Genomic DNA, 19,575 nt, shown 5'->3' with positions numbered 1-19,575 from the left:
GGATGCCCTCGGTGCGTCGCGTGGCGTCCGCCGGAACCCGCGTCCCGGCGGCTCACGCGGCGGATTGTGGCGCCGCCGCGGCCGGGCTGCCAGGCGTGTCCCAGGCCGACCATGCGGCCGCCGCGACCACCAGCGCGCCGCCGGCCCAGACGTTGGACGACAGCTCTGCCGCGCCGAGCACGACCGCCGACACGCTGGCGAACAGCACCTCGCACAGCATCACCAGCGCGGTGGTCTGGGCGGGCAGGCGCGAGGCGCCGAACTGCAGGCAGGTGTTGCCGGCGAGGAACCCGAGGCTGAGCAGCACGGCGAGCCCGATGGCGGTCGGGGGCAGCAACTGCGGCGCGCTCGCCACGCCTTGCGACCAGCCGATCACACCGGCGGCGGCCGCGGCAATGGTGCCGCCCGCGAACATCGCGCCCACGCGCGTCTCGGGCGGCACGACGTGCAGGCGGCGCAGCAGGATGTTGGTCAGCGCGAAGCTGAAGCCGCCGGCCAGCGCCAGCAGGTCGGGCAAGGTGCGCGGCACCGGCAGCGCCGTGCCGGGCACGTGCAGGATCACCACCACGCCCGCGAGCGCCAGCACCAGCCGCAGCAGGTCGGCCGCGGTGGGCCGCTCACCCAGCAGCGGCCAGGCGAGCAGCACGCTCCACGCGGGCATCAGGTAGAACAGCAGCACCACGCGCACCACGTCGCCCACGGTCACCGCCCAATTGAAGCCGACGTTGGTCATGCCGGCCGCCAGCATCAGCAGCCACAGCTGCGGCTGGCCCGCGAAGCCGCGCCAGGCGTGCGGCCGTGCGATCGACAACAGAACCAGCGAGACGATGTAGATGAAGGCCGTGGCCCACAGCGGATGCAGGCCGGCCGACTGCAGTTCGCGGAACGGCCACCAGGAGATGCCCCACACGAAGGCGTTGGCCACCAGGGCCAGCGCGGGCGCGAGGCGCCCGCGTTCAGGCGCCGCCATGCGAGGGGTCTTGCCGCGCGACGCGGAGCAGGTGGTCGAGTTCCTCGCGGTGGACGACCAGGTTGCGCCCATGCCAGCGCTGGATCAGCCACATGATTCCGGACACCACGATGCCGAACGCCGTGATGGCGCTGAAGGCCGACAGGCCCATGCCGGTGAACAGGCTGTAGCCGGCACCCAGCCCGAGGATGCAGGCCTGCTCGTTGAAGTTCTGGACCGCGATGGAGCGGCCGGCGCCCATCAGATTGTGGCCGCGGTGCTGCAGCAGCGCGTTCATCGGCACCACCAGGAAGCCGCCCAGCCCGCCCAGCAGGATCAGGAACGGGGCGGCCACCCAGACGTTGCTGATGAAGTTCATCAGGATCACCAGCAGGCCCATCGCGATGCCCAGCGGCATCACGCTGGTGGCGGTGTCCAGCCGCATGCGCACCGAGGCGACGATCGCGCCCACCGCGGTGCCCAGGGCGACCACGCCCGACAGGCTGGAGGCCTGCGTGGTGCTGTAGCCCAGGGCCGCGGCGCTCCAGGCCAGGATGATGTAGCGCAGGTTGCCCGACACGCCCCAGAACAGCGTAGTGGTCGCCAGCGAGATCTGTCCCAGCTTGTCGCGCCACAGGCGCGAGTTGCAGATCCAGAAGTCGGGCACCAGCTCCAGCGGGTTCTTCGGCACCGGCCGCATCTCCACGCCGGTGTGCGGGATGCGCAGGTTGAACCAGGCCGCCAGTGCGTAGATGAAGATCAGCACCGAGATCGCCGCTTCCGGCGGCGTGTCGATGCCGGTCTGCAGCATGGGGAAGTCCAGCGTAAGCAGGCGGCTGGCGACCGCATGGCCCACCAGCTGCCCGCCCAGCAGGATGCCCAGGATGATCGAGGCGATGGTCAGGCCCTCGATCCAGCCGTTGGCCTTGACCAGCTGCGAGGCCGGCAGCAGTTCGGTGAGGATCCCGTACTTGGCCGGCGAGTAGGCGGCGGCGCCCAGGTCGACGATGGCGTACGACAGCAGCGGGTGGCTGCCGAACAGCATCATCAGGCAGCCGCACACCTTGATGGCATTGCTGATGAACATCACCTGCCCCTTGGGGCGGGCGTCGGCGAAGGCGCCCACGAAGGGGGCCAGCACCACGTAGAACAGCGCGAACATCGGCACCAGGGCAGCGCGTTGCCATTCGGCCGCGCCACCCGACTTGAGCAGTTCCACGGCGGCGACGAAGAGCGCGTTGTCCGCGAGCGACGAGAAGAACTGCGCCGCCATGATCGTGTAGAAGCCGCGCTTCATCGAAAAGGCTGGTGGGCCAACCGCTTTGCGGTGGCGGGGGGAATCACTGCTGTCTCCAAGCGACCGAGGGTTATATCACGTGGGTAATGCGAAAATCCTCGTGTCTTCCTTCCGCCGCCCTGAGCATGCCGCGCCCGATCCAGGCCACGATCCACACCAAAGCCCTGCGGTCCAACCTCGCGCGCATGCGCCGTGCAGCGCCCGACGCACGCGTGTGGGCCATCGTCAAGGCCAACGCCTATGGCCATGGCATCGAGCGCGTGTTCGAGGGCCTGCGGGGCGCCGACGGCTTCGCGCTGCTGGACCTGCAGGAGGCCGAGAGGGTGCGGGCGCTCGGCTGGCGCGGGCCGATCCTGCTGCTCGAGGGCGTGTTCGAGCCGCGCGACCTGGAGCTGTGCTCGCGCCTGTCGCTGTGGCACGTGGTGCACTGCGAGCAGCAGATCGACTGGCTGGCCGCGCACAAGACGCACGTGCCGCACCGCGTGTTCCTGAAGATGAATTCGGGCATGAACCGACTGGGCTTCGCGCCGCACCAGCTGCGCACCGCCTGGACGCGGCTGGACGCGTTGCCGCAGGTCGACGAGATCTCGCTCATGACGCACTTCAGCGACGCCGACGGCCCGCGCGGCATCGCCCACCAGGTGCGCGCGTTCGACGACGCCACGCGCGACCTGCCGGGCGAGCGCTCGCTGGCCAACAGCGCCGCCGTGCTGCGCCATGGGCGCGACGCCGGCATCCGCGCCGACTGGGTGCGACCCGGCATCGCGGTGTACGGCAGCGCGCCCGACTTCCCCGAGCACGACGCGGCGCACTGGCAGCTGCAGCCCACCATGACGCTGGCCAGCCGGCTGATCGGCGTGCAGCAGCTGCAGCCCGGCGACACCGTCGGCTACGGCTCCAGCTTCACCGCCGACGCGCCGCTGCGCCTGGGCGTGGTCGCCTGCGGCTATGCCGACGGCTATCCGCGCCATTGCGGCACGGGCACGCCGGTGCTGGTCAACGGGGTGCGCACGCGCCTTCTCGGACGCGTGAGCATGGACATGCTCACCGTGGACCTCACGCCGGTGCCGCAGGCGCAGATCGGGACCGAGGTGACGTTGTGGGGGCGGGCATCGAACGGCACGGTGATGCCGATCGACGAAGTCGCACGGGCCGGTGGCACCGTGGCCTACGAGCTGCTATGCGCAGTAGCGCCGCGGGTGCCGGTGGCTGTCGCCTAGCGTCGCTCAGCGCTTGCGCATCCCCAGCGCCATCACGGCGCCCACCACCACCAGCGCGCCGGCCACCTGGATCGCAGCGATCGACTGGCCGAGGATCAGCCAGCCGAGCACCAGCGCGCACACCGGCTCGACATTCATGATCGCCGAGTTGCCCACCACGCCCAGCCGCGGCAGCACGGTGAACATGATCGTGAACGCGGTGCCATAGAGGCAGGTGAGGGCCGCCAGGCCGCCCCAGCCCGCGGGTGCGGTGGGCAGGTGGAAGCCGCCCTGCAGCGACACCGTGATGAGCGCCACGATCGCCGCCATCGTCATCGTGGTGGCCGTGCGCACGCGGCCATCGACGTCACCCGCCTCGTGTTGGGTGAGTACCAGCGCGAGGCCGAAGGTGGCGGCCGCGGCGAGCGCGAAGGCCACGCCGGCGCCGATGCGGCTCCACTGGCCGGCCGCGCCGAGCCCTGAGGCGGCGCCGAAGACGTCGAGCGCCAGCGCCAGGCCGACGAGGATCACGGGCATCGCGACCAGCATCGCCTTCTCCGGCTTGTGCCGGTAGACCAGCGCCGACCAGACCGCGGTCCAGATCGGGTAGGTGTTGAACGCCAGCAGCGCCAGTGCCACGGGCAGCCGCGCGACGGCCGAATACAGGCACAGGCTCTGCACGCCGACCAGCAGTCCGATCGCCGGGAGGAAGCGCTTGTGCCGCGCGGTGAACGCGATCCGCACGCGTTGCGAGGCGAGGATCGCCGCGATCACCAGCGCCGTCACCGTGCTGCGCACCACCACCGCGGTGGCCACGTCGGCGCCGTTGTTGAACGCGATGCGCGCGGCCACGTGGTTGGCGCCCATCATCAGCGCGATGAGCAGCAGGGTGGCGAAGGCGGCACCGCTGAGGGCGCGCTGCGAGGGCAGGACCGCGCTCATTCAGTACAGCCCGTGCACCTGCGCATGCAGGCGCGCCAGCCCGAGCAGCGTGTCGGTGAACGGCGTCGGCACGCCGGTGAGCGCGCCGAGTTCCTTGACCACCGTGACCAGCGCATCGAGCTCCACCGGCTTGCCTGCTTCCACGTCCTGCAGCATCGAGGTCTTGAAGGCGCCCAGCTTGCGCGTGACCTGGTGCCGGTCTTCCGGCATCTGCTCGATCGGGATGCCGATGCGGCCGCCGATCTCGCGCGCCTCCAGCATCACGCGCGAGATGAACTCGCGCACCAGGTCGTCGTTGAGGATCCTGTCGGTGGTGGCGCCGGTGATGGCGCTGACCGGGTTGACGGTCATGTTGCCCCACAGCTTGTACCAGGCGTCCTTCTGGATCTGCTCGGACAGCTCGGTCTCGAAGCCGGCCTTCTGCAGCACCGCCACCAGCTCGCGCACGCGGGCCGTCTTCTCGCCCGAGGGCTCGCCGACGATCAGCTTGTTGCCGAAGTGGCGCTTGACGTGCCCGGGCCCGACCAGCGAGCAGCTGGCATGCACCACGCAACCGACGATGTGGCGGCCGGGGATGGCGCGCGCGATGCTGCCGTCGTGATCCACGGCCTTGAGCCGCGTGCCCGCGAGCGAACCGCCGAAGCCTTCGAAGAACCACCAGGGCACGCCGTTCATGGCGGTGAGCACGATGGTGTCGGGCCCGAGGAGCGGCCCGATCGCGCGGGCGACCTCGGCCATGGCCGGCGCCTTCACGGCAACGACCACCAGGTCCTGCACGCCCAGTTCCGCCGGATCGCTGCTGGCGCGCACCGGCGCGGGCAACGTGCCGCCGTCCTCGTCCAGCCGCAACCCGTGCAGCTGCAGCGCGTCGAGCGTGGCGTTGCGCGCGACCACGCTGACCTCGCAGCCGGCCCGCGCCAGCCGCACGCCGATCCAACCGCCGATGGCGCCGGCGCCGTAGATGCAGGCCTTCATGCGGTCACGCCTTGTACGAATCGTCGATGCGATCGACGCGCCGCACGAGCGCATCGAACACGTCCTGGCCGGCGCCGAACTTCTGGTCCCACTGGAACGAGTCGGCGACGGTCCTGGCGGCCACGTGCTCGGGCACCGGCATCGCGGGGCCCAGCGCGGCCTGCGCCACCTGCACGTCGCAGGCGCGCTGCAGCGTCCACAGACGCACGAACGCCAGCGGCAGCGTGCGGCCCCAGGACAGCAGGCCGTGGTTGCGCAGGATCACCGCCGGCTTGTCGCCGATGTTCTTCAGGAGGCGCGGCGTCTCGTCGGCATGGATCGTGATGCCCTCGAAGTCGTGGTACGCCACCAGGCCGTGCAGCTGCGCCGAGTAGAAGTTGTTCTGCGCCAGGCCGGCTGCGGTGCAGGCGACCGCGAGGCCATTGGTCGTGTGCGTGTGCATCACGCAATGCGCGTCCGGGATGTTCTCGTGGATCGCCGAGTGCACCGTGAAGCCGGCCGGGTTCACCGGCCACGGGTTGTCGTCCAGCTTGTTGCCCTGCACGTCGATCTTCAGCAGGTTGCTGGCCGTCACCTCGCTGTAGTGCAGCCCGAACGGGTTGATCAGGAAGAGCTTCGCGCCGCCCGTCACGCTGTCGGGCAGGCGAACCGTGATGTGGTTGTAGATCATCTCGGTCCAGCCGAGCATGTCGAAGATGCGGTAGCACGCGGCCAGCTGCACGCGGGCCTGCCACTCGTCCGGATGCATGGACGACGCGGGCTTCAGGATGGCGTTCATGTGCGGCCTCCTCAGTAGTTCTGCGACTTGGTGGAAGTTGGCGCGGGCGCCGCGCCCTTGAACTTGCCAGCCAGTGCCGTGGTCGCCTTGACCATCAGGTTGGTGTCGGTGCCCAGCGCGATGAAGGTGGCGCCCATCTCGACGTGCTTCCTGGCCAGCGTCTCGTCCAGCGTCAGGATGCCGACCGCCTTGCCCGCCAACTGGATGCGCCTGAAGGCATCGGCGATCAGGTCCTGCATCTCGGGATGCCACGGGTCGCCGACATGGCCGAAGGCGGCGGACAGGTCGGACGGACCGATGAAGACGCCGTCGACACCGTCCACCGCCGCGATCGCATCGAGGTTGCGCATGCCTTCGCGCGTCTCCACCTGCACCAGCAGGCACACCTCGCGGTTGGCTTCCTTGGCGTAGCTGGCATTGCGGCCCCAGCCCGACGCGCGGGTCGCGGCCATGCCCCGGATGCCGTCCGGCGGATAGCGCATGCAGCGCACCAGCTCGCGCGCCTGCTCGGGCGTGTCGACCATCGGCACCAGGATGGTCTGGATGCCCACGTCGAGGTACTGCTTGATCAGCGCCTGGCCCACGTAGCCATGGCCCATGGGCACGCGCGCGACGGCATGCAGGCCCGGATAGCCGGCGACGACCTGCGACTGCTGCAGCAGGGACATCGGGTCACTGGGCGTGTGTTCGCCATCCAGCAGCAGCCAGTCGAAGCCGGCGGCGGCGCAGATCTCGGTGCTCAGCGGGCTGATCAGGCTGACCCACAACCCGTACTGGGTGCGCTTCTCGGCCAGGGCTTTCTTGAAGTGATTGGTCGGCGTCTGCATGCGTTGTCTCCGCGCTAGGTGAAGTGGAACTCGAAGCGGCCCAGCGGGCCGTAGTCGGCATCGAAACGGTCGCCGGTTTTCGCGCCGACGGGGCGCGTGAACGAGCCGGCCAGCACCACCTCGCCGGCCTGCAGGCATTCGCCCCAGGGCGCGAGCTTCATCGCCAGCCAGGCGACGCCGACGGCGGGATGGCCCTGCACGCCGGCGGCCAGGCCGGTCTCCTCGACCGCGCCGTTCTGCCGCAGGATGGCGCCGCACCAGGGCAGGTCGACCTCGCGCGGCTTCACGCGCTTGCCGCCGAGCACGATGCCGGCGTTGGCCGCGTTGTCGCTGATGGTGTCCTGCACCTTGCGCATCGCTTTCGTGTGGCGGTCGAACTGCTCGATGCGGGCGTCGATGATCTCGATGGCGGGCGTCACGTAGTCGGTGACGTCCAGCACGTCGTCGACGGTGATGCTGGTGCCTTCCAGCTTGCGCTTGAGGACGAAGGCCAGTTCCACCTCCACGCGGGGCGCGATGAACCGCTGCGTGGGGATGGCGCCCGGCTCGAAGAACATGTCGTCCAGCAGGGTGCCGTAGTCGGGCTCGCTGATCTGGCTGGCCTGCTGCATGGCCCGCGAGGTGAGCCCGATCTTGTGGCCGCGTACGGTGCGTCCCTGCGCCAGCTTCATCGCCACCCAGGCGCGCGAGACGGCGTAGCCATCCTCGATGGTCATGCCGGGGAACCGCCTGGAGAAGTGCTCGACCTGCACGCGCGACTGCTCGCTCTGCTGCAGCTCGGCCGCGAGTTCAGTGATCAGGTGGGGTTCGAGCATGGTGTCACCTGTTGAACAGCGGATGCAGAGTGGAGTGCTTGCCGTCGTACACCTGCCCCGGGCTCTCGTCGATCTGCAGCGTGATGCCGACCAGCGTGCTGTCGAACCACGGCGCGACATGGTCCTTCACCACGCCCAGCAGCGTGTCGCCGGCGCGCTGCTGCACGGCCTGGCTGCGGCCGGCGGCCATGCGCACGTTGAGGTACATGAAGCCGTAGTCGCCCTGGCCGTCGGCCACGGCGTAGTGGGCGGCGGGGTAGGCGAACACGCGGGTGCCGCCGGTGGGAAAGACCTGCTTGCCCGCCTCGTCGCGGATGGTGAGCATGGCGTCGGCCAGCTTCCGGCACAACGCGCCGACCTGGGCCTTCGGCTCGAGGTTGGGGGTGTAGAGGATCACGCAGTGCGGCATGGCGTCAGGCGGGAATGGGCGTCACGGGAAAGATGGCGTTGATCTGGCCGGTGCCGGAGCTGCCGAAATACGGCGTGACGATCTCCACCGGCGCGGTGTAGCGGTCCCAGCCCAGCAGGCCCAGCAGCATGGCGGTGTCGTGCATGTCGCCTTCGCCCCAACACTTGTCGGCATACATCGGCAGCATGCCGGTGAAAGTCTTCCAGTCGCCGGCCTTCCAGAGCTCCACGACCCGGTGGTCGACCTGCTCCAGGAACGGGTCGTAGACCTTGTGCATGAACTCCGGCGCGCGGCCGTTGTCGGCGAAGTGGTGCGACAGCGAGCCGCTGGCGAACACCGCCACCGTGCCGTCGTACTGCTCCTCGATCGCGCGGCGCACCGCCAGGCCGAAGCGGCCGCTCTCGTGCAGGTCGTGCCAGTCGCACCAGCCGCTGACGCTGATCACCTTGTAGTGCTGGTCGGCGTTCATGTACCGCATCGGCACGAGCGTGCCGTATTCGAGTTCCAGCGTGGTGTCCGAATGCGCGCGGCTCTTCACGCCCATGCCATTGGCCATGTCGGCCATCAGGTGCCCGAGCTCCGGATTGCCGGGATACGCGTACGGCATGTTCTTGATGAAGTGCGGCAGCTCGTTGCTCGTGTACACGCCCTCGAACTTCGGCCCGCAGTTGATGTGGTATTCGCTGTTCACCTGCCAGTGCACGTCGAACACCACGATGGTGTCCACGCCCAGCGCGCGGCAGCGCCGGTCGATCTCCTTGTGGCCTTTGATGGCCGCCTCGCGGCAGCCGAAGTTCGGGCCGGGGAACTCCGACAGGTACATCGACGGCACGTGCGTGATCTTGGCGGCGAGGGCTAGCTTTCCCATGCGACCTCCTGGATGCGGACAGCCGAACGCGAAAGGCGCGAAAGAGACGCGAAAAACGCGAAAGAAGATATCAAGGATTTTCCTTTTGCGTCTTTCGCGATGCTTTTGCATCTTTTGCGTTCCGGAAGTCCGCTTCCCATCACACCCCCCAATGCGGAATGTGGTGCGACCCCAGTGACACCGCGATGTTCTTCGGCTCCAGGAACACCTCGTAGCTCCAGGTGCCGCCCTCGCGGCCGGTGCCCGAGGCCTTGGTGCCGCCGAAAGGCTGGCGCAGGTCGCGCACGTTCTGGCTGTTGACGAAGCACATGCCGGCTTCGACAGCGGCGGCCACGCGGTGCGCGCGGCCGATGTCCTGCGTCCACACGTAGCTGGACAGGCCGTACTGCGTGTCGTTGGCGATGCGGATCGCGTCGGCTTCGTCCTTGAACGGGATCAGGCAGGCGACCGGGCCGAAGATCTCGTCCTGCGCGATCTTCATGCGGTTGTCGACGTCGGCGAACACGGTGGGCAGCACGTAGTTGCCCTTCTTCACGCGATCGGGCAGCAGCGGGGCATCGAGCCCGCCGCACAGCAGCGTGGCGCCTTCCTTCGGCCCCAGCTCGATGTAGCTGCGCACCTTGGCCAGGTGGGCCTGCGAGATCATCGGGCCGACGATGGTCTTGTCGTCCAACGGATCGCCGACGGGGATCTTCTTCGCGCGGGCGGCGAACTTCTGCACGAAGTCGGCGTACACCGACTGCTGCACCAGGATGCGGCTGCCGGCGGTGCAGCGCTCGCCGTTGTTGGAGAAGATCATGAACACCGCGGCATCCAGCGCGCGGTCCATGTCGGCGTCGTCGAAGACCACGAACGGTGACTTGCCGCCCAGCTCCATGCTGAACTTCTTCAGGCCCGCTTCCTTGACGATGCGGTTGCCGGTGGCGGTGGACCCGGTGAAGGAGATCGCGCGCACGTCCGGATGGCGCACCAGCGGCTCGCCGGCCTGCTTGCCGTCTCCGTGCACGACGTTGAACACGCCCGGCGGGATGCCGGCTTCCAGCGCCAGTTGGCCCAGGCGCGAGGCGGTCAGCGGCGACAGCTCGCTCATCTTCAGCACCGCGGTGTTGCCGAACGCCAGGCAGGGCGCGGTCTTCCACGTCGCCGTCATGAACGGCACATTCCACGGCGACACCAGCGCGCACACGCCGACCGGGTGGAACAGCGTGTAGTTCAGGTGCGTGTCGGTCGGGTAGGTGTGGCCGTCGACGCGCACGCACATCTCGGCGAAGTAGTGGAAGTTGTCGGCCGCGCGCGGCACCAGCTGCTTGCCGGTCTGCGCGATCACCTGGCCGGTGTCGTTGGTCTCGGTGCGCGCCAGCTCAGGCACATGCGCGGCGATCAGGTCACCGAGCTTGCGCACGAGCTTGGCGCGCTGCACGGCGGGCATCGCGGCCCAGGCCGGGAAGGCGGCCTTCGCCGCAGCGACGGCGGCATTCACTTCGGCTTCGCCGCCGCTGGCCACCTCGGCCAGCACCTCCTGCGTGGCGGGATTGACGGTCTCGAAGTAGTCGCGGCCGGCGACGGTCTTGCCGTCGATGAGATGGTCGATGCGCATGGGTGTCTCTGATGGTCCGGGGTCAGGCGGCGGCGCGCGCGCGCCGGCTCTCGGGGTCGGCAAGCCGCGGGCGCTTCCCCGTGCCGGGTTGTTCGGAGTCGATCAGTTCGTCGAGCAGCCGGTACAGCTGCTCGAGCTTGGCCTTGCCCAGCGTCTGCTCCATCCACTGGTAGTGCGACTCCACGGCATGCGAGAGCTTGTTCACCAGCTTCAGGCCTCTGGCAGTGGCTTCGACGACGGTACGGCGCTGGTCGGCCGGATCGCGCGCGCGCCGCACCAGGCCGTCGCGTTCCATGCGCGCCAGCACGCCCGTGAGGCTGGGGCCCAGGATGTACGCCTCGCGTGCGACGCGACCGGTCTCCACCACGCCGTGTTCGCCCAGCACGCGCAGCACGCGCCACTGCTGGTCCGACAGCCCGTGCTCGCGCAGCCAGGGCCGGTTGTGGGCCATGACGGATTCGCGCGCCTGCAGCAGCAGGCGCGGCAGGTTGCGGTGGGTGAAGGTGGTGCTCACGGGGTCGCGGATCGGTCGGGCTGTTATTTAACATGTTAAATGATCGAAATCGAAGCCTCCCATCCGGCCCAACCCTGATGGCCGAAGGCGCCGGCATCGGCAACAACACGGAAGCCGGGGATTCCCGCCTCCGCGGGGCTAACAATGGGTGGGCGCCCGTCACGCGGCTGTGCTCCCCTACACTGCCCGGCGATGGCCAAGGAGAAGACGACCTACAGCTGCACCGAGTGCGGCGGCACCACGCCCAAGTGGCAGGGCAAATGCCCCAGCTGCGGCGCGTGGAACACCCTCATCGAAACCGTGGCCGAGACCCCTGCCGGGCAGCGCCATCGATTCGCGGCGCTCGCGCCCACCGCGGCCGTTGCCGTGCTGGCCGACATCGAAGCGGCCGATGTCGCGCGCACCCCCACCGGCATCGGCGAACTCGATCGCGTGCTGGGCGGCGGCATCGTCGAAGGCGGCGTGGTGCTGATCGGCGGCGACCCGGGCATCGGCAAGTCGACGCTGCTGCTGCAGGCGCTCGACGGGCTGCAGCGCGCCGAAGTGCCGACGCTGTACGTCACCGGCGAGGAGTCGGGCGCGCAGGTCGCGCTGCGTTCGCGCCGCCTCGGCCTGGACAACTCGCAGGTGCAGGTGCTGGCCGAGATCCAGCTGGAGAAAATCCTCGGCACGCTGCAGCAGCTCAAGCCCGCCGTGGCGGTGATCGACTCGATCCAGACCGTGTACTCCGACCAGCTCACGTCGGCGCCGGGCTCGGTGGCGCAGGTGCGCGAGTGCGCGGCCCACCTCACGCGTGCTGCCAAGGCCACCGGCACCAGCATCGTGCTGGTGGGCCACGTCACCAAGGAAGGCGCGCTGGCCGGCCCGCGCGTGCTGGAGCACATGGTCGACACGGTGCTCTATTTCGAGGGCGACACGCATTCCAGCTTCCGGCTCGTGCGCGTCATCAAGAACCGGTTCGGCGCCGTCAACGAGATCGGCGTGTTCGCGATGACCGAGAAGGGCCTCAAGGGCGTGGCCAATCCCAGCGCGATCTTCCTGTCGCAGCATGCCGAGCCGGTGCCGGGCAGCTGCGTGCTGGTGACGCTGGAAGGCACGCGGCCCATGCTGGTGGAAATCCAGGCGCTGGTGGACACCGGCGGTCCGAGTCCACGACGGCTGTCCGTCGGCCTGGAGCGCGATCGACTGGCGATGCTGCTGGCCGTGCTGCACCGGCACGCAGGCGTGGCCTGCATGGACCAGGACGTGTTCGTCAACGCAGTGGGTGGCGTTCGCATCAGCGAACCGGCGGCCGACCTGGCGGCGATGCTGGCCATCACCTCGTCGCTGCGCGGCAAGCCGCTGCCGCGTGGCTTCATCGCCTTCGGCGAAGTCGGGCTCGCGGGCGAGGTGCGACCGGCGCCGCGCGGCCAGGAGCGGCTGCGCGAGGCCGCCAAGCTCGGCTTTTCGGTGGCGATGGTCCCGAAGGCGAACGCGCCCAAGAAGGGCAGCCGCGACATCGAGGGCCTGACGATCCATGCGGTCGACCGCATCGAGGAAGCGATGGAGATCGTGCGGGCGCTGTAAAGCCAAAAGCGGACTGCCAAACGCACAAGACGCAGAGCAAGCGCAGAGGACGCAGAAGAAGACCTTTCAAGGAAGTTTTCGGCGATCTCTGCGCTTGCTCTGCGAACTCTGCGTTTGGGAGTCCTCTGCATCCCATCGCCGACAATCGCGCCCCATGAACTTCCAACGCATCGTGGTGCCCATCGCCGGCGCCGTGCTGGTCGCCTATGCCTGGCGCACCTGGGGCTGGGCCGGCGTCGCCCTCGTCCTGGGTGCGATCCTGATGTGGGGCCTGCTGCACTTCACGCGGCTGACCCAGGTGCTCAAGCGCGCCTCCAACCGGCCGATCGGCTACGTCGACAGCGCCGTCATGCTCAACGCCAAGCTGAAGAAGGGTTTGACGCTGCTGCACGTGATCGGCCTCACGCGCGCCTTGGGCGACCAGCGCTCGCCCAAGGACGCGCAGCCCGAGGTGTTCCGCTGGACCGACGGCTCGGGGTCGCATGTCACCTGCGAGTTCGTCGGCGGCCGGCTGGCGGGCTGGGTGCTGGAGCGGCCGCAGGCGCCTGCGGACGAGGCAGCCGGCGATGCGGGCCCCGGCCGGTAAAATCGTCGGCTTGCCTTCCACTTTCCAAGGACAGAGAACATGAGCGTCATTCCTTCCATGGCCGACCGCGACGGCAAGATCTGGATGGACGGCGAGCTGGTCGAGTGGCGTGACGCCAAGATCCACGTCCTCACGCACACCCTGCACTACGGCTGCGGCGCCTTCGAGGGCGTGCGGGCCTACAACACGGTCAACGGCACCGCCATCTTCCGCCTGCAGGAGCACACGGACCGGCTGTTCAACAGCGCCAAGATCCTGCGCATGCAGCTGCCCTTCTCGAAGGAGCAGGTCAACGAGGCGCAGAAGCAGGTGGTGCGCGCCAACAAGCTCGAGAGCTGCTACCTGCGTCCGCTCACCTGGATCGGCTCGCAGAAGCTGGGCGTCAGCCCCAAGGGCAACCAGATCCACCTGATGGTCGCCGCGTGGCCGTGGGGCGCGTACCTGGGCGAAGAGGGCATGCAGCGCGGCATCCGCGTCAAGACCTCCAGCTACACCCGCCACCACGTCAACATCACGATGACGCAGGCCAAGGCGGTCAGCAACTACAGCAACTCCATCCTGGCCAACATGGAGGCCACCGACGATGGCTACGACGAGGCGCTGCTGCTGGACAGCTCGGGCTTCGTCAGCGAAGGCGCCGGCGAGAACGTGTTCGTCGTCAAGGACGGCGTGGTCTACACGCCCGACCTGTCGGCCGGCGCGCTGAACGGCATCACGCGCAACACCGTGCTGCACATCTGCAAGGACTTGGGGCTGGAGCTGGTGCAAAAGCGCATCACGCGCGACGAGATCTACATCGCCGACGAGGCGTTCTTCACCGGCACCGCCGCCGAAGTGACGCCCATCCGCGAACTCGATCGCGTGCAGATCGGCATCGGCTCGCGCGGCCCGGTCACGCAGAAGATCCAGACGGCCTTCTTCGACATCGTCAACGGCCGCAATCCCAAATACGCGCACTGGCTCACGAAGGTCTGAACCGCATGAACGCACCCGCCCGCAAAGAGACGGTCGTCGAACTCTCCGCCAACGACCTGAATGGCAACGGCGGCATCTTCTGCCCCAGCCCGATGGCAGGCATGAAGCTGTGGAACTCGCACCCGCGCGTGTTCCTGGACATCGCCCACGGCGGTGGCGGCCAGGCCAAGTGCCCGTACTGCGGCACCGTGTACAAGCTCAAGGCCGGCGAACAGGTGGCCGGCGGCCACTGACGCCCACCGGTGTCAAGCCCGCCATGACACCCTCGGGACCTCGACACACCCATGACCCGCTCCCTCGTCATCGCGCCTCAATGGATCGGCGATGCGGTGATGACCGAGCCGCTGCTGCGCCGGCTGCATGCGCGCGGCGAGCAGCTTGCCGTCGGCGCGGTGCCGTGGGTGGCGCCGGTCTATCGCGCGATGCCGCAGGTCGCGCAGGTCATCGAGTTTCCGTTCCAGCATGGCGGCCTGCAGCTCGCAGCCCGACGCCGCCTCGCGCGTGAACTGCAGGGCCGGTTCGACACCGCGTACGTGCTGCCCAACTCGCTCAAGAGCGCGCTGCTGCCGCTGCTGGCCGGCATCCCGCAGCGCGTGGGCTATCTCGGTGAGGCGCGCGTGGGCCTGCTCACGCACCGCCTGAAGAATCCCAAGGACCGGCCGCCGATGGTGGCGTTCTATTCGGCCCTGAGCGGCGACAGGGACGGCCTGCAGAACGACCGGCCCGCGCTGCACCTCGAGCCCGCGGCCCTCGATGCCGCGCTCGCCCAGCAGCAGGTGGCGCGCGGCGGCTACTACACCTTCGCGCCCGGCGCCGAGTTCGGCCCGTCCAAGCGCTGGCCCGAGCGGCACTACGCGGAGCTCGCCGCGGGCCTCGACCTGCCGGTGCTGCTGCTCGGCTCGGGCAAGGACGCACTCGTGTGCGACCAGATCGTGCAGGCCACCGCCGGCCGCTGCCGCAACCTGGCTGGCAAGACGTCGCTCGCCGAAGCGTTCGCGCTGATCGCCGGCGCCCGCGCGATGGTGAGCAACGACTCGGGCCTGATGCACGTGGCCGCGGCGTTTGGCATTCCGCAGGTGGCCCTCTTCGGATCGTCGAGCCCGCTGCACACGCCGCCCCTGAACGATCGCGCGCAGGTGCTGTGGCTCAAGGCCGACCCGGATTACCAGCCGCCGCTGGATTGCGCGCCGTGTTTCCAGCGCGACTGCCCGCTGGGCCACCACCGCTGCCTGGAAGACGTGCAGGCCGACCGCGTGGCGGCGCTGCTTCAGGCCGGCGCCAGCAGCGCCTGAAGGCGCTCCAGCGCCGACGACGGCGTGCCGTGCCACACCAGGTGCGTGTGGTTGCGGCGGATCTTGCCCGGCAACTCGTGCTGGCGCACGTCGCTCGTCGCCTTCAACGCAGCCAGCAGCGAGCGTGGCACGATGGCGAAGCCGGTGCCCGCGGCCACGCAGGCGATCATGGCCTGGTACGACGCGAACTCCAGCGTGCGTGCCGGCATCACGGCCGACATGCCCAGCCACTCCTCCACGCGCTTGCGGTACGAGCAGCCGTTGGCGAACGCGATCAGCGTCAGGCCGGCGAGGTCGGACGCGCGCCGCACCGCGGGCACGTCCCGCGCGGTGATCAGCACCAGTTCTTCCTCGAACACCTTCCGTGATTGCAGTCCCGGCGCCGTGAACGGCTCCGACACGAACGCCGCCTCGAGCTGGAAAGTGGTGACGCGCTGGATCAGCGCGCCGGTGGTGCCGGTGGCCAGTTCCACCACCACGCCCGGATGCTGGCGGTGGTAGCGCGACAGGATCGGCGCGAGCCGGCTGCCCGCCGTGCTCTCGAGCGAGCCGATGCGCAGCACGCCCATCGGCGCGCCCTCCTTCAGCCGGCTCTCGGCCTCGTCGGCGAGGCGGAACAGGCGCTGCGTGTACGACAGCAGCAGCTCGCCCTCGGGCGACAGCACGATGGTGCGGCCCTGGCGGCGGAACAGCGTGGTGCCCAGGCGCTGCTCCAGCTGCTTGATGCGCGTGGTGACGTTCGACTGCACGCGGTTCAGCTTGCCGGCCGCGCGGATGATGCCGCCCTCCTGCACGACGGTGCGGAAGATCTCCAGCGAGTCCAGGTCGAGGATTCTCACGGCAAGAACGATCCTTCTCGAAAATTCATTTGTGGCGTGCGGCCATTCTGGGTCTAATGCCCCGCGATGGCAAACGACGACCGCTCCACGCCGGCACCGGGCAGGGCCGTTCCATCGTGGGCGATCGGTGCCGCGGGCCTGCTGTCGCTGGCCGTCGCGATGGGCATCGGCCGCTTCGCGTTCACGCCGATGCTGCCGTTGATGGTGCAGGCCGGGCAGCTGGACCTCACGGGCGGCGGCTGGATCGCCGCGGCCAACTACGCGGGCTACCTCGCCGGCGCGCTCACTGCTTCGCGCCTGGGCTGGCCCGCGCCGCGCCTTGCCGTAGTCGCCCTGGCCGGCACCGCTGTCCTGACGGCGGCCATGGTGATCCCCGGCCCCACCGCGTGGTGGGCGCTGCTGCGCTTCGTCGCCGGCATGGCGAGCGCATGGGCCTTTGTGGGCACCAGCGTCTGGTGCCTCTCGGCGCTGGGCCAGCGGCCGGTCAGTGCGTGGAGCAGCGCGCTGTATGCGGGCGTGGGTCTGGGCATCGCGCTCGCGGGCCTCGATTGCCTCGCGGGCGGTGCCGCGGGCTGGAGCGTGTCGGGCCTGTGGCTGCAACTGACGCTGATCGCGGTGCTGCTCACGCTGCCGGTGGCGTGGGTGCTGGCGCGCCTGCGTCCTGTCACGCCGGCCGCCTCCGCAGCGCCTTCTGCAGCGCGAAGCAGCGGCTCGCACTGGGGCCTCGTCGGCTCCTATGCGGTGCTCGGCTTCGGCTACATCCTGCCAGCCACCTACCTGCCCGTGATGGCGAGGACGGTGGTGCCCGACCCGCGGCTCTTCGGGCTCGCGTGGCCGGTGTTCGGCCTGTTCGCCGCGCTGTCCACGCTCGTGGCAGCGCGCGTGTTGCGGCGCGCCTCGCGGCTGCAGGTCTGGTCGGCGTCGCACCTGCTGATGGGCGTGGGCGTGCTGCTGCCCAGCCTGTGGCTCACCGGCTGGACCATCGGCCTGTCCGCGCTGCTGGTGGGCGGCACCTTCATGGTCGTGACGCTTGCGGGCGTGCAGGAGATCCGCGTGCGGGCCGGGGCCGATGCCACGCGCATGGTCGGCCGCATGACGGCCGCCTTCGCGATCGGCCAGATCGCGGGCCCGGTGCTGTCCACGGCGTTGCTGCATGCCACGCCGGCGCACGGCCTCGACCTCGCGCTGCAGGCCGGCGCCATCGCCCTGTTCGCGTCGGCGGCCTGGCTGTGGCGCGCCGCCACACTCCCGAATTCGACACCACTCCCGGAGACCTCCCATGCCCGCTGACACCGATCCCACGCTGCGCCAGGGCGGCACCATGCCGTGGCGCGAGCGCCTGCCGCTGCCCGCGCGCGAGTCCATGAACGAAGAGCAGCGCGCCGCCGCGCAGGCCCTGATCGACGGCCCGCGCAAGGGCGTCTACGGGCCGTTCCTGCCCCTGCTGCGTTCGCCGCAGTTGCTGGAGCGCATGGGCAAGGTCGGCGAGTACCTGCGCTTCGGCAGCGTGCTGGAGCCGCGCATGCGCGAGCTGGCGACCTGCATCGCGGCGCGCCACGTGGGCAACCAGTTCGAGTGGCACATGCATGCGCCGCTGGCCATCCAGGCCGGTGTGTCGGCCGAGGCCATCGACCTGCTGCGCCAGGGCGCCCGCCCGCAGCCGCTGGCCGACGACGAAGCGCTCGCGTACGACGTCAGCGAGGAGCTGCTGCGCACGCACGGCGTCAGCGAACCGACCTATGCGCGTGCGGTGCAGCGCCTGGGCGAGCAGGCGCTGGTCGAACTTGTCACCCTCGTCGGCTATTTCGTGATGGTGTCGTGGCTGATGAACGTGGCGCACACGCCGGCGCAGAAGTCCGCGGGCGCGCCGCTGCCGGCCTGGCCGGCCTGACGGCCGCTACGACTGCAGCGCGCCGACCGGCAGGTCGGCGGGCGCGGACACCGCGCGACCTTCGGTGGCCGCAGCCATCGGCAGCCGCAGCACGAAGCAGGCGCCGCCGCCTTCGCGCCCTTCGCAGTGCACCGAGCCGTGGTGCCGCTGCGCGATGGACCGCACCAGCGCCAGCCCCAGGCCGACGCCGCCTTCGCGCTCGCTGGCGCCGGGCAGGCGGTAGAACGGCTCGAAGATGCGCTCGCGCTGCTCGGGCGGCACGCCCGGTCCTCGATCGCACACGCTCAGCATGGCGTGGCCGGCGTCGTGCTGCACGACGACTTCCACCGGGCCGCTGCTGTAGCGGCGCGCGTTCTCCAGCAGGTTGCGGATCGCACGGCGCAGCAGCTTGGACACGCCCTGCACCACCATGTCGGTGCTGCAGCCTTGCGCCTCCAGGTCGGCGCCGACGCGCGCGCATTCCTCGGCGGCCAGCCCGGTGAGGTGCACCTCCTCGAAGGTGCCGATGTCGGTCTCGCGTGCATCGAGGCGGCTGGCCAGCAGGATCTCCTCGATCAGCTGGTCGAGCTCGCCGATGTTGCGCAGCATCTCCTGTCGCTGCGACGCGCTGGGCGCGCCTTCCATCAGTTCCAGGCCCATGCGGATGCGCGCCAGCGGCGAGCGCAGCTCGTGCGAGGCATTGGCCAGCAGCGACTTGTGGCTGCGCACCAGCAGCTCCACGCGCTGGGCCGCATGGTTGAAGCGGCTGGCGAGGAACGCCACCTCGTCGTTGCCCCGCTCCTGCACGCGCGCCGACAGGTCGCCTTCGCCCCAGCGCTCGACGCCGCGGCGCAGGTCCTCCAGCCGCTGCGTGAGGCGCCGGATGATCGGATAGGTGGCGACCGCAACGGCGAGGCCGACGATCGACAGCATCAGCAGGAACGGCGTGCTGCCGCGGCCCCACGGCCCTCCCCGCGCCGGCGGCGGCTCTCCCGGCGGGCGCGGCCGCGGCGGCAGTTGCACCGTGTAGACGCTGCCGTTGTTCATCGCGACCTGGAACTCCGTGCCCTGGCCCGGCACGCGCACCGGACGCGTGCGTGCCTGGCCCATCACCTCGCCGGCCTCGTTGCGGATGATCACGTCGCGCGGCTGCGGCTGCTGGTCCTCGGCGACCTTGTGCACCAGCCAGCCGGCGGCCAGCGTGAGCACGGCGACGCCCACCACCACGGCCAGCCAGATGCGCACGTAGAGGGGAACGCGAAGCATCACGGTCGGGG

General features: G+C 69.7%; 21 protein-coding genes. 8 read left to right on the top strand and 13 right to left on the bottom strand.

The genetic code is table 11. The annotated features are described in order from the left end of the window. Positions 1–52 precede the first annotated feature (52 nt). Positions 53–970, bottom strand: coding sequence for a DMT family transporter (locus ACPWT1_RS03775; protein WP_427914082.1), 918 nt, complete (start codon positions 968–970; stop codon positions 53–55). Next, positions 957–2,246, bottom strand: coding sequence for a lysophospholipid transporter LplT (lplT, locus tag ACPWT1_RS03770; RefSeq protein WP_427914081.1), 1,290 nt, complete (start codon positions 2,244–2,246; stop codon positions 957–959). The genes ACPWT1_RS03775 and lplT overlap by 14 nt, the downstream gene beginning before the upstream one ends. Positions 2,247–2,371: 125 nt before the next feature. On the opposite strand from lplT, the gene alr reads away from it, so the two are divergent. Beyond that, entirely contained in the window at positions 2,372–3,466 is a 1,095-nt protein-coding gene (alr, locus tag ACPWT1_RS03765) for an alanine racemase (RefSeq protein WP_427914080.1), read from the top strand. A gap of 6 nt (positions 3,467–3,472) precedes the next feature. Here the strand turns inward: alr and ACPWT1_RS03760 are convergent, their stop codons facing one another. The 9 genes from ACPWT1_RS03760 to hpaR all read right to left on the bottom strand — a co-directional run bounded on the left by ACPWT1_RS03760 (position 3,473) and on the right by hpaR (position 11,170). After that, positions 3,473–4,387, bottom strand: coding sequence for a DMT family transporter (locus ACPWT1_RS03760; protein WP_427914079.1), 915 nt, complete (start codon positions 4,385–4,387; stop codon positions 3,473–3,475). Then, entirely contained in the window at positions 4,388–5,362 is a 975-nt protein-coding gene (locus tag ACPWT1_RS03755) for a 2-dehydropantoate 2-reductase (protein ID WP_427914078.1), read from the bottom strand. It lies immediately after the preceding gene. A gap of 4 nt (positions 5,363–5,366) precedes the next feature. Further along, complete coding sequence (locus ACPWT1_RS03750) at positions 5,367–6,140, bottom strand: class II aldolase/adducin family protein (protein ID WP_427914077.1); 774 nt, start codon at positions 6,138–6,140, stop codon at positions 5,367–5,369. Between the two features lie 11 nt (positions 6,141–6,151). Beyond that, positions 6,152–6,967 (bottom strand): HpcH/HpaI aldolase family protein, encoded by an 816-nt coding sequence (locus ACPWT1_RS03745; protein ID WP_427914076.1) that lies wholly within the window; start codon positions 6,965–6,967, stop codon positions 6,152–6,154. Positions 6,968–6,981: 14 nt separating this feature from the next. Beyond that, positions 6,982–7,782 carry a 2-oxo-hept-4-ene-1,7-dioate hydratase gene (gene hpaH, locus ACPWT1_RS03740; RefSeq protein WP_427914075.1) on the bottom strand — a complete coding sequence of 267 codons (801 nt, stop codon included), beginning with the start codon at positions 7,780–7,782 and terminating at the stop codon, positions 6,982–6,984. Positions 7,783–7,786: 4 nt separating this feature from the next. Further along, positions 7,787–8,191: a 5-carboxymethyl-2-hydroxymuconate isomerase gene (locus ACPWT1_RS03735; protein ID WP_427914074.1), complete on the bottom strand. Its 405-nt coding sequence runs from the start codon at positions 8,189–8,191 to the stop codon at positions 7,787–7,789. Between the two features lie 4 nt (positions 8,192–8,195). Next, positions 8,196–9,059, bottom strand: a complete 864-nt coding sequence (hpaD, locus tag ACPWT1_RS03730; protein ID WP_427914073.1) for a 3,4-dihydroxyphenylacetate 2,3-dioxygenase — start codon at positions 9,057–9,059, stop codon at positions 8,196–8,198. Between the two features lie 139 nt (positions 9,060–9,198). Continuing rightward, on the bottom strand, positions 9,199–10,656 hold the full coding sequence (hpaE, locus tag ACPWT1_RS03725) for a 5-carboxymethyl-2-hydroxymuconate semialdehyde dehydrogenase (protein WP_427914072.1): 1,458 nt from the start codon (positions 10,654–10,656) through the stop codon (positions 9,199–9,201). A gap of 22 nt (positions 10,657–10,678) precedes the next feature. Continuing rightward, positions 10,679–11,170 carry a homoprotocatechuate degradation operon regulator HpaR gene (hpaR, locus tag ACPWT1_RS03720; protein WP_427914071.1) on the bottom strand — a complete coding sequence of 164 codons (492 nt, stop codon included), beginning with the start codon at positions 11,168–11,170 and terminating at the stop codon, positions 10,679–10,681. 192 nt (positions 11,171–11,362) lie between these two features. Here hpaR and radA point away from each other — a divergent pair, with 192 nt between their 5' ends. The 5 genes from radA to waaF all read left to right on the top strand — a co-directional run bounded on the left by radA (position 11,363) and on the right by waaF (position 15,589). After that, positions 11,363–12,736 carry a DNA repair protein RadA gene (gene radA, locus ACPWT1_RS03715; RefSeq protein ID WP_427914070.1) on the top strand — a complete coding sequence of 458 codons (1,374 nt, stop codon included), beginning with the start codon at positions 11,363–11,365 and terminating at the stop codon, positions 12,734–12,736. Positions 12,737–12,890: 154 nt separating this feature from the next. Continuing rightward, positions 12,891–13,322, top strand: coding sequence for a glycerate kinase (locus tag ACPWT1_RS03710; protein WP_427914069.1), 432 nt, complete (start codon positions 12,891–12,893; stop codon positions 13,320–13,322). Positions 13,323–13,361: 39 nt separating this feature from the next. After that, entirely contained in the window at positions 13,362–14,297 is a 936-nt protein-coding gene (locus tag ACPWT1_RS03705) for a branched-chain amino acid transaminase (protein WP_427914068.1), read from the top strand. Positions 14,298–14,302: 5 nt separating this feature from the next. Further along, the gene (locus tag ACPWT1_RS03700) at positions 14,303–14,530 is read left to right on the top strand and encodes a zinc-finger domain-containing protein (RefSeq protein WP_427914067.1); all 228 of its coding nucleotides are present in this window, start codon (positions 14,303–14,305) and stop codon (positions 14,528–14,530) included. Between the two features lie 51 nt (positions 14,531–14,581). Beyond that, positions 14,582–15,589, top strand: coding sequence for a lipopolysaccharide heptosyltransferase II (waaF, locus tag ACPWT1_RS03695; protein WP_427914066.1), 1,008 nt, complete (start codon positions 14,582–14,584; stop codon positions 15,587–15,589). Here waaF and ACPWT1_RS03690 read toward each other — a convergent pair. Further along, a complete protein-coding gene (locus ACPWT1_RS03690; RefSeq protein WP_427914065.1) occupies positions 15,565–16,428 on the bottom strand; it encodes a LysR family transcriptional regulator in 864 nt (287 codons plus the stop codon). The two genes, waaF and ACPWT1_RS03690, sit on opposite strands and share 25 nt — an antisense overlap. Positions 16,429–16,494: 66 nt before the next feature. On the opposite strand from ACPWT1_RS03690, the gene ACPWT1_RS03685 reads away from it, so the two are divergent. Beyond that, positions 16,495–17,718: a YbfB/YjiJ family MFS transporter gene (locus ACPWT1_RS03685; RefSeq protein ID WP_427914064.1), complete on the top strand. Its 1,224-nt coding sequence runs from the start codon at positions 16,495–16,497 to the stop codon at positions 17,716–17,718. Then, positions 17,708–18,319, top strand: coding sequence for a carboxymuconolactone decarboxylase family protein (locus ACPWT1_RS03680; protein WP_427914063.1), 612 nt, complete (start codon positions 17,708–17,710; stop codon positions 18,317–18,319). Before ACPWT1_RS03685 ends, ACPWT1_RS03680 begins: the two co-directional genes overlap by 11 nt. 6 nt (positions 18,320–18,325) lie before the next feature. On the opposite strand, the gene ACPWT1_RS03675 is transcribed toward ACPWT1_RS03680, so the two are convergent. Continuing rightward, a complete protein-coding gene (locus ACPWT1_RS03675) occupies positions 18,326–19,564 on the bottom strand; it encodes a HAMP domain-containing sensor histidine kinase (protein WP_427914062.1) in 1,239 nt (412 codons plus the stop codon). Positions 19,565–19,575: the final 11 nt, after the last annotated feature.

Origin of the sequence: Ramlibacter sp. MMS24-I3-19 (assembly GCF_050320135.1) — a bacterium.
In the GTDB taxonomy this organism is placed as follows: domain Bacteria; phylum Pseudomonadota; class Gammaproteobacteria; order Burkholderiales; family Burkholderiaceae_C; genus Ramlibacter.
Note: the sequence above shows the minus strand (reverse complement) of the source record. Positions and strands in the feature narration are given on the sequence as shown.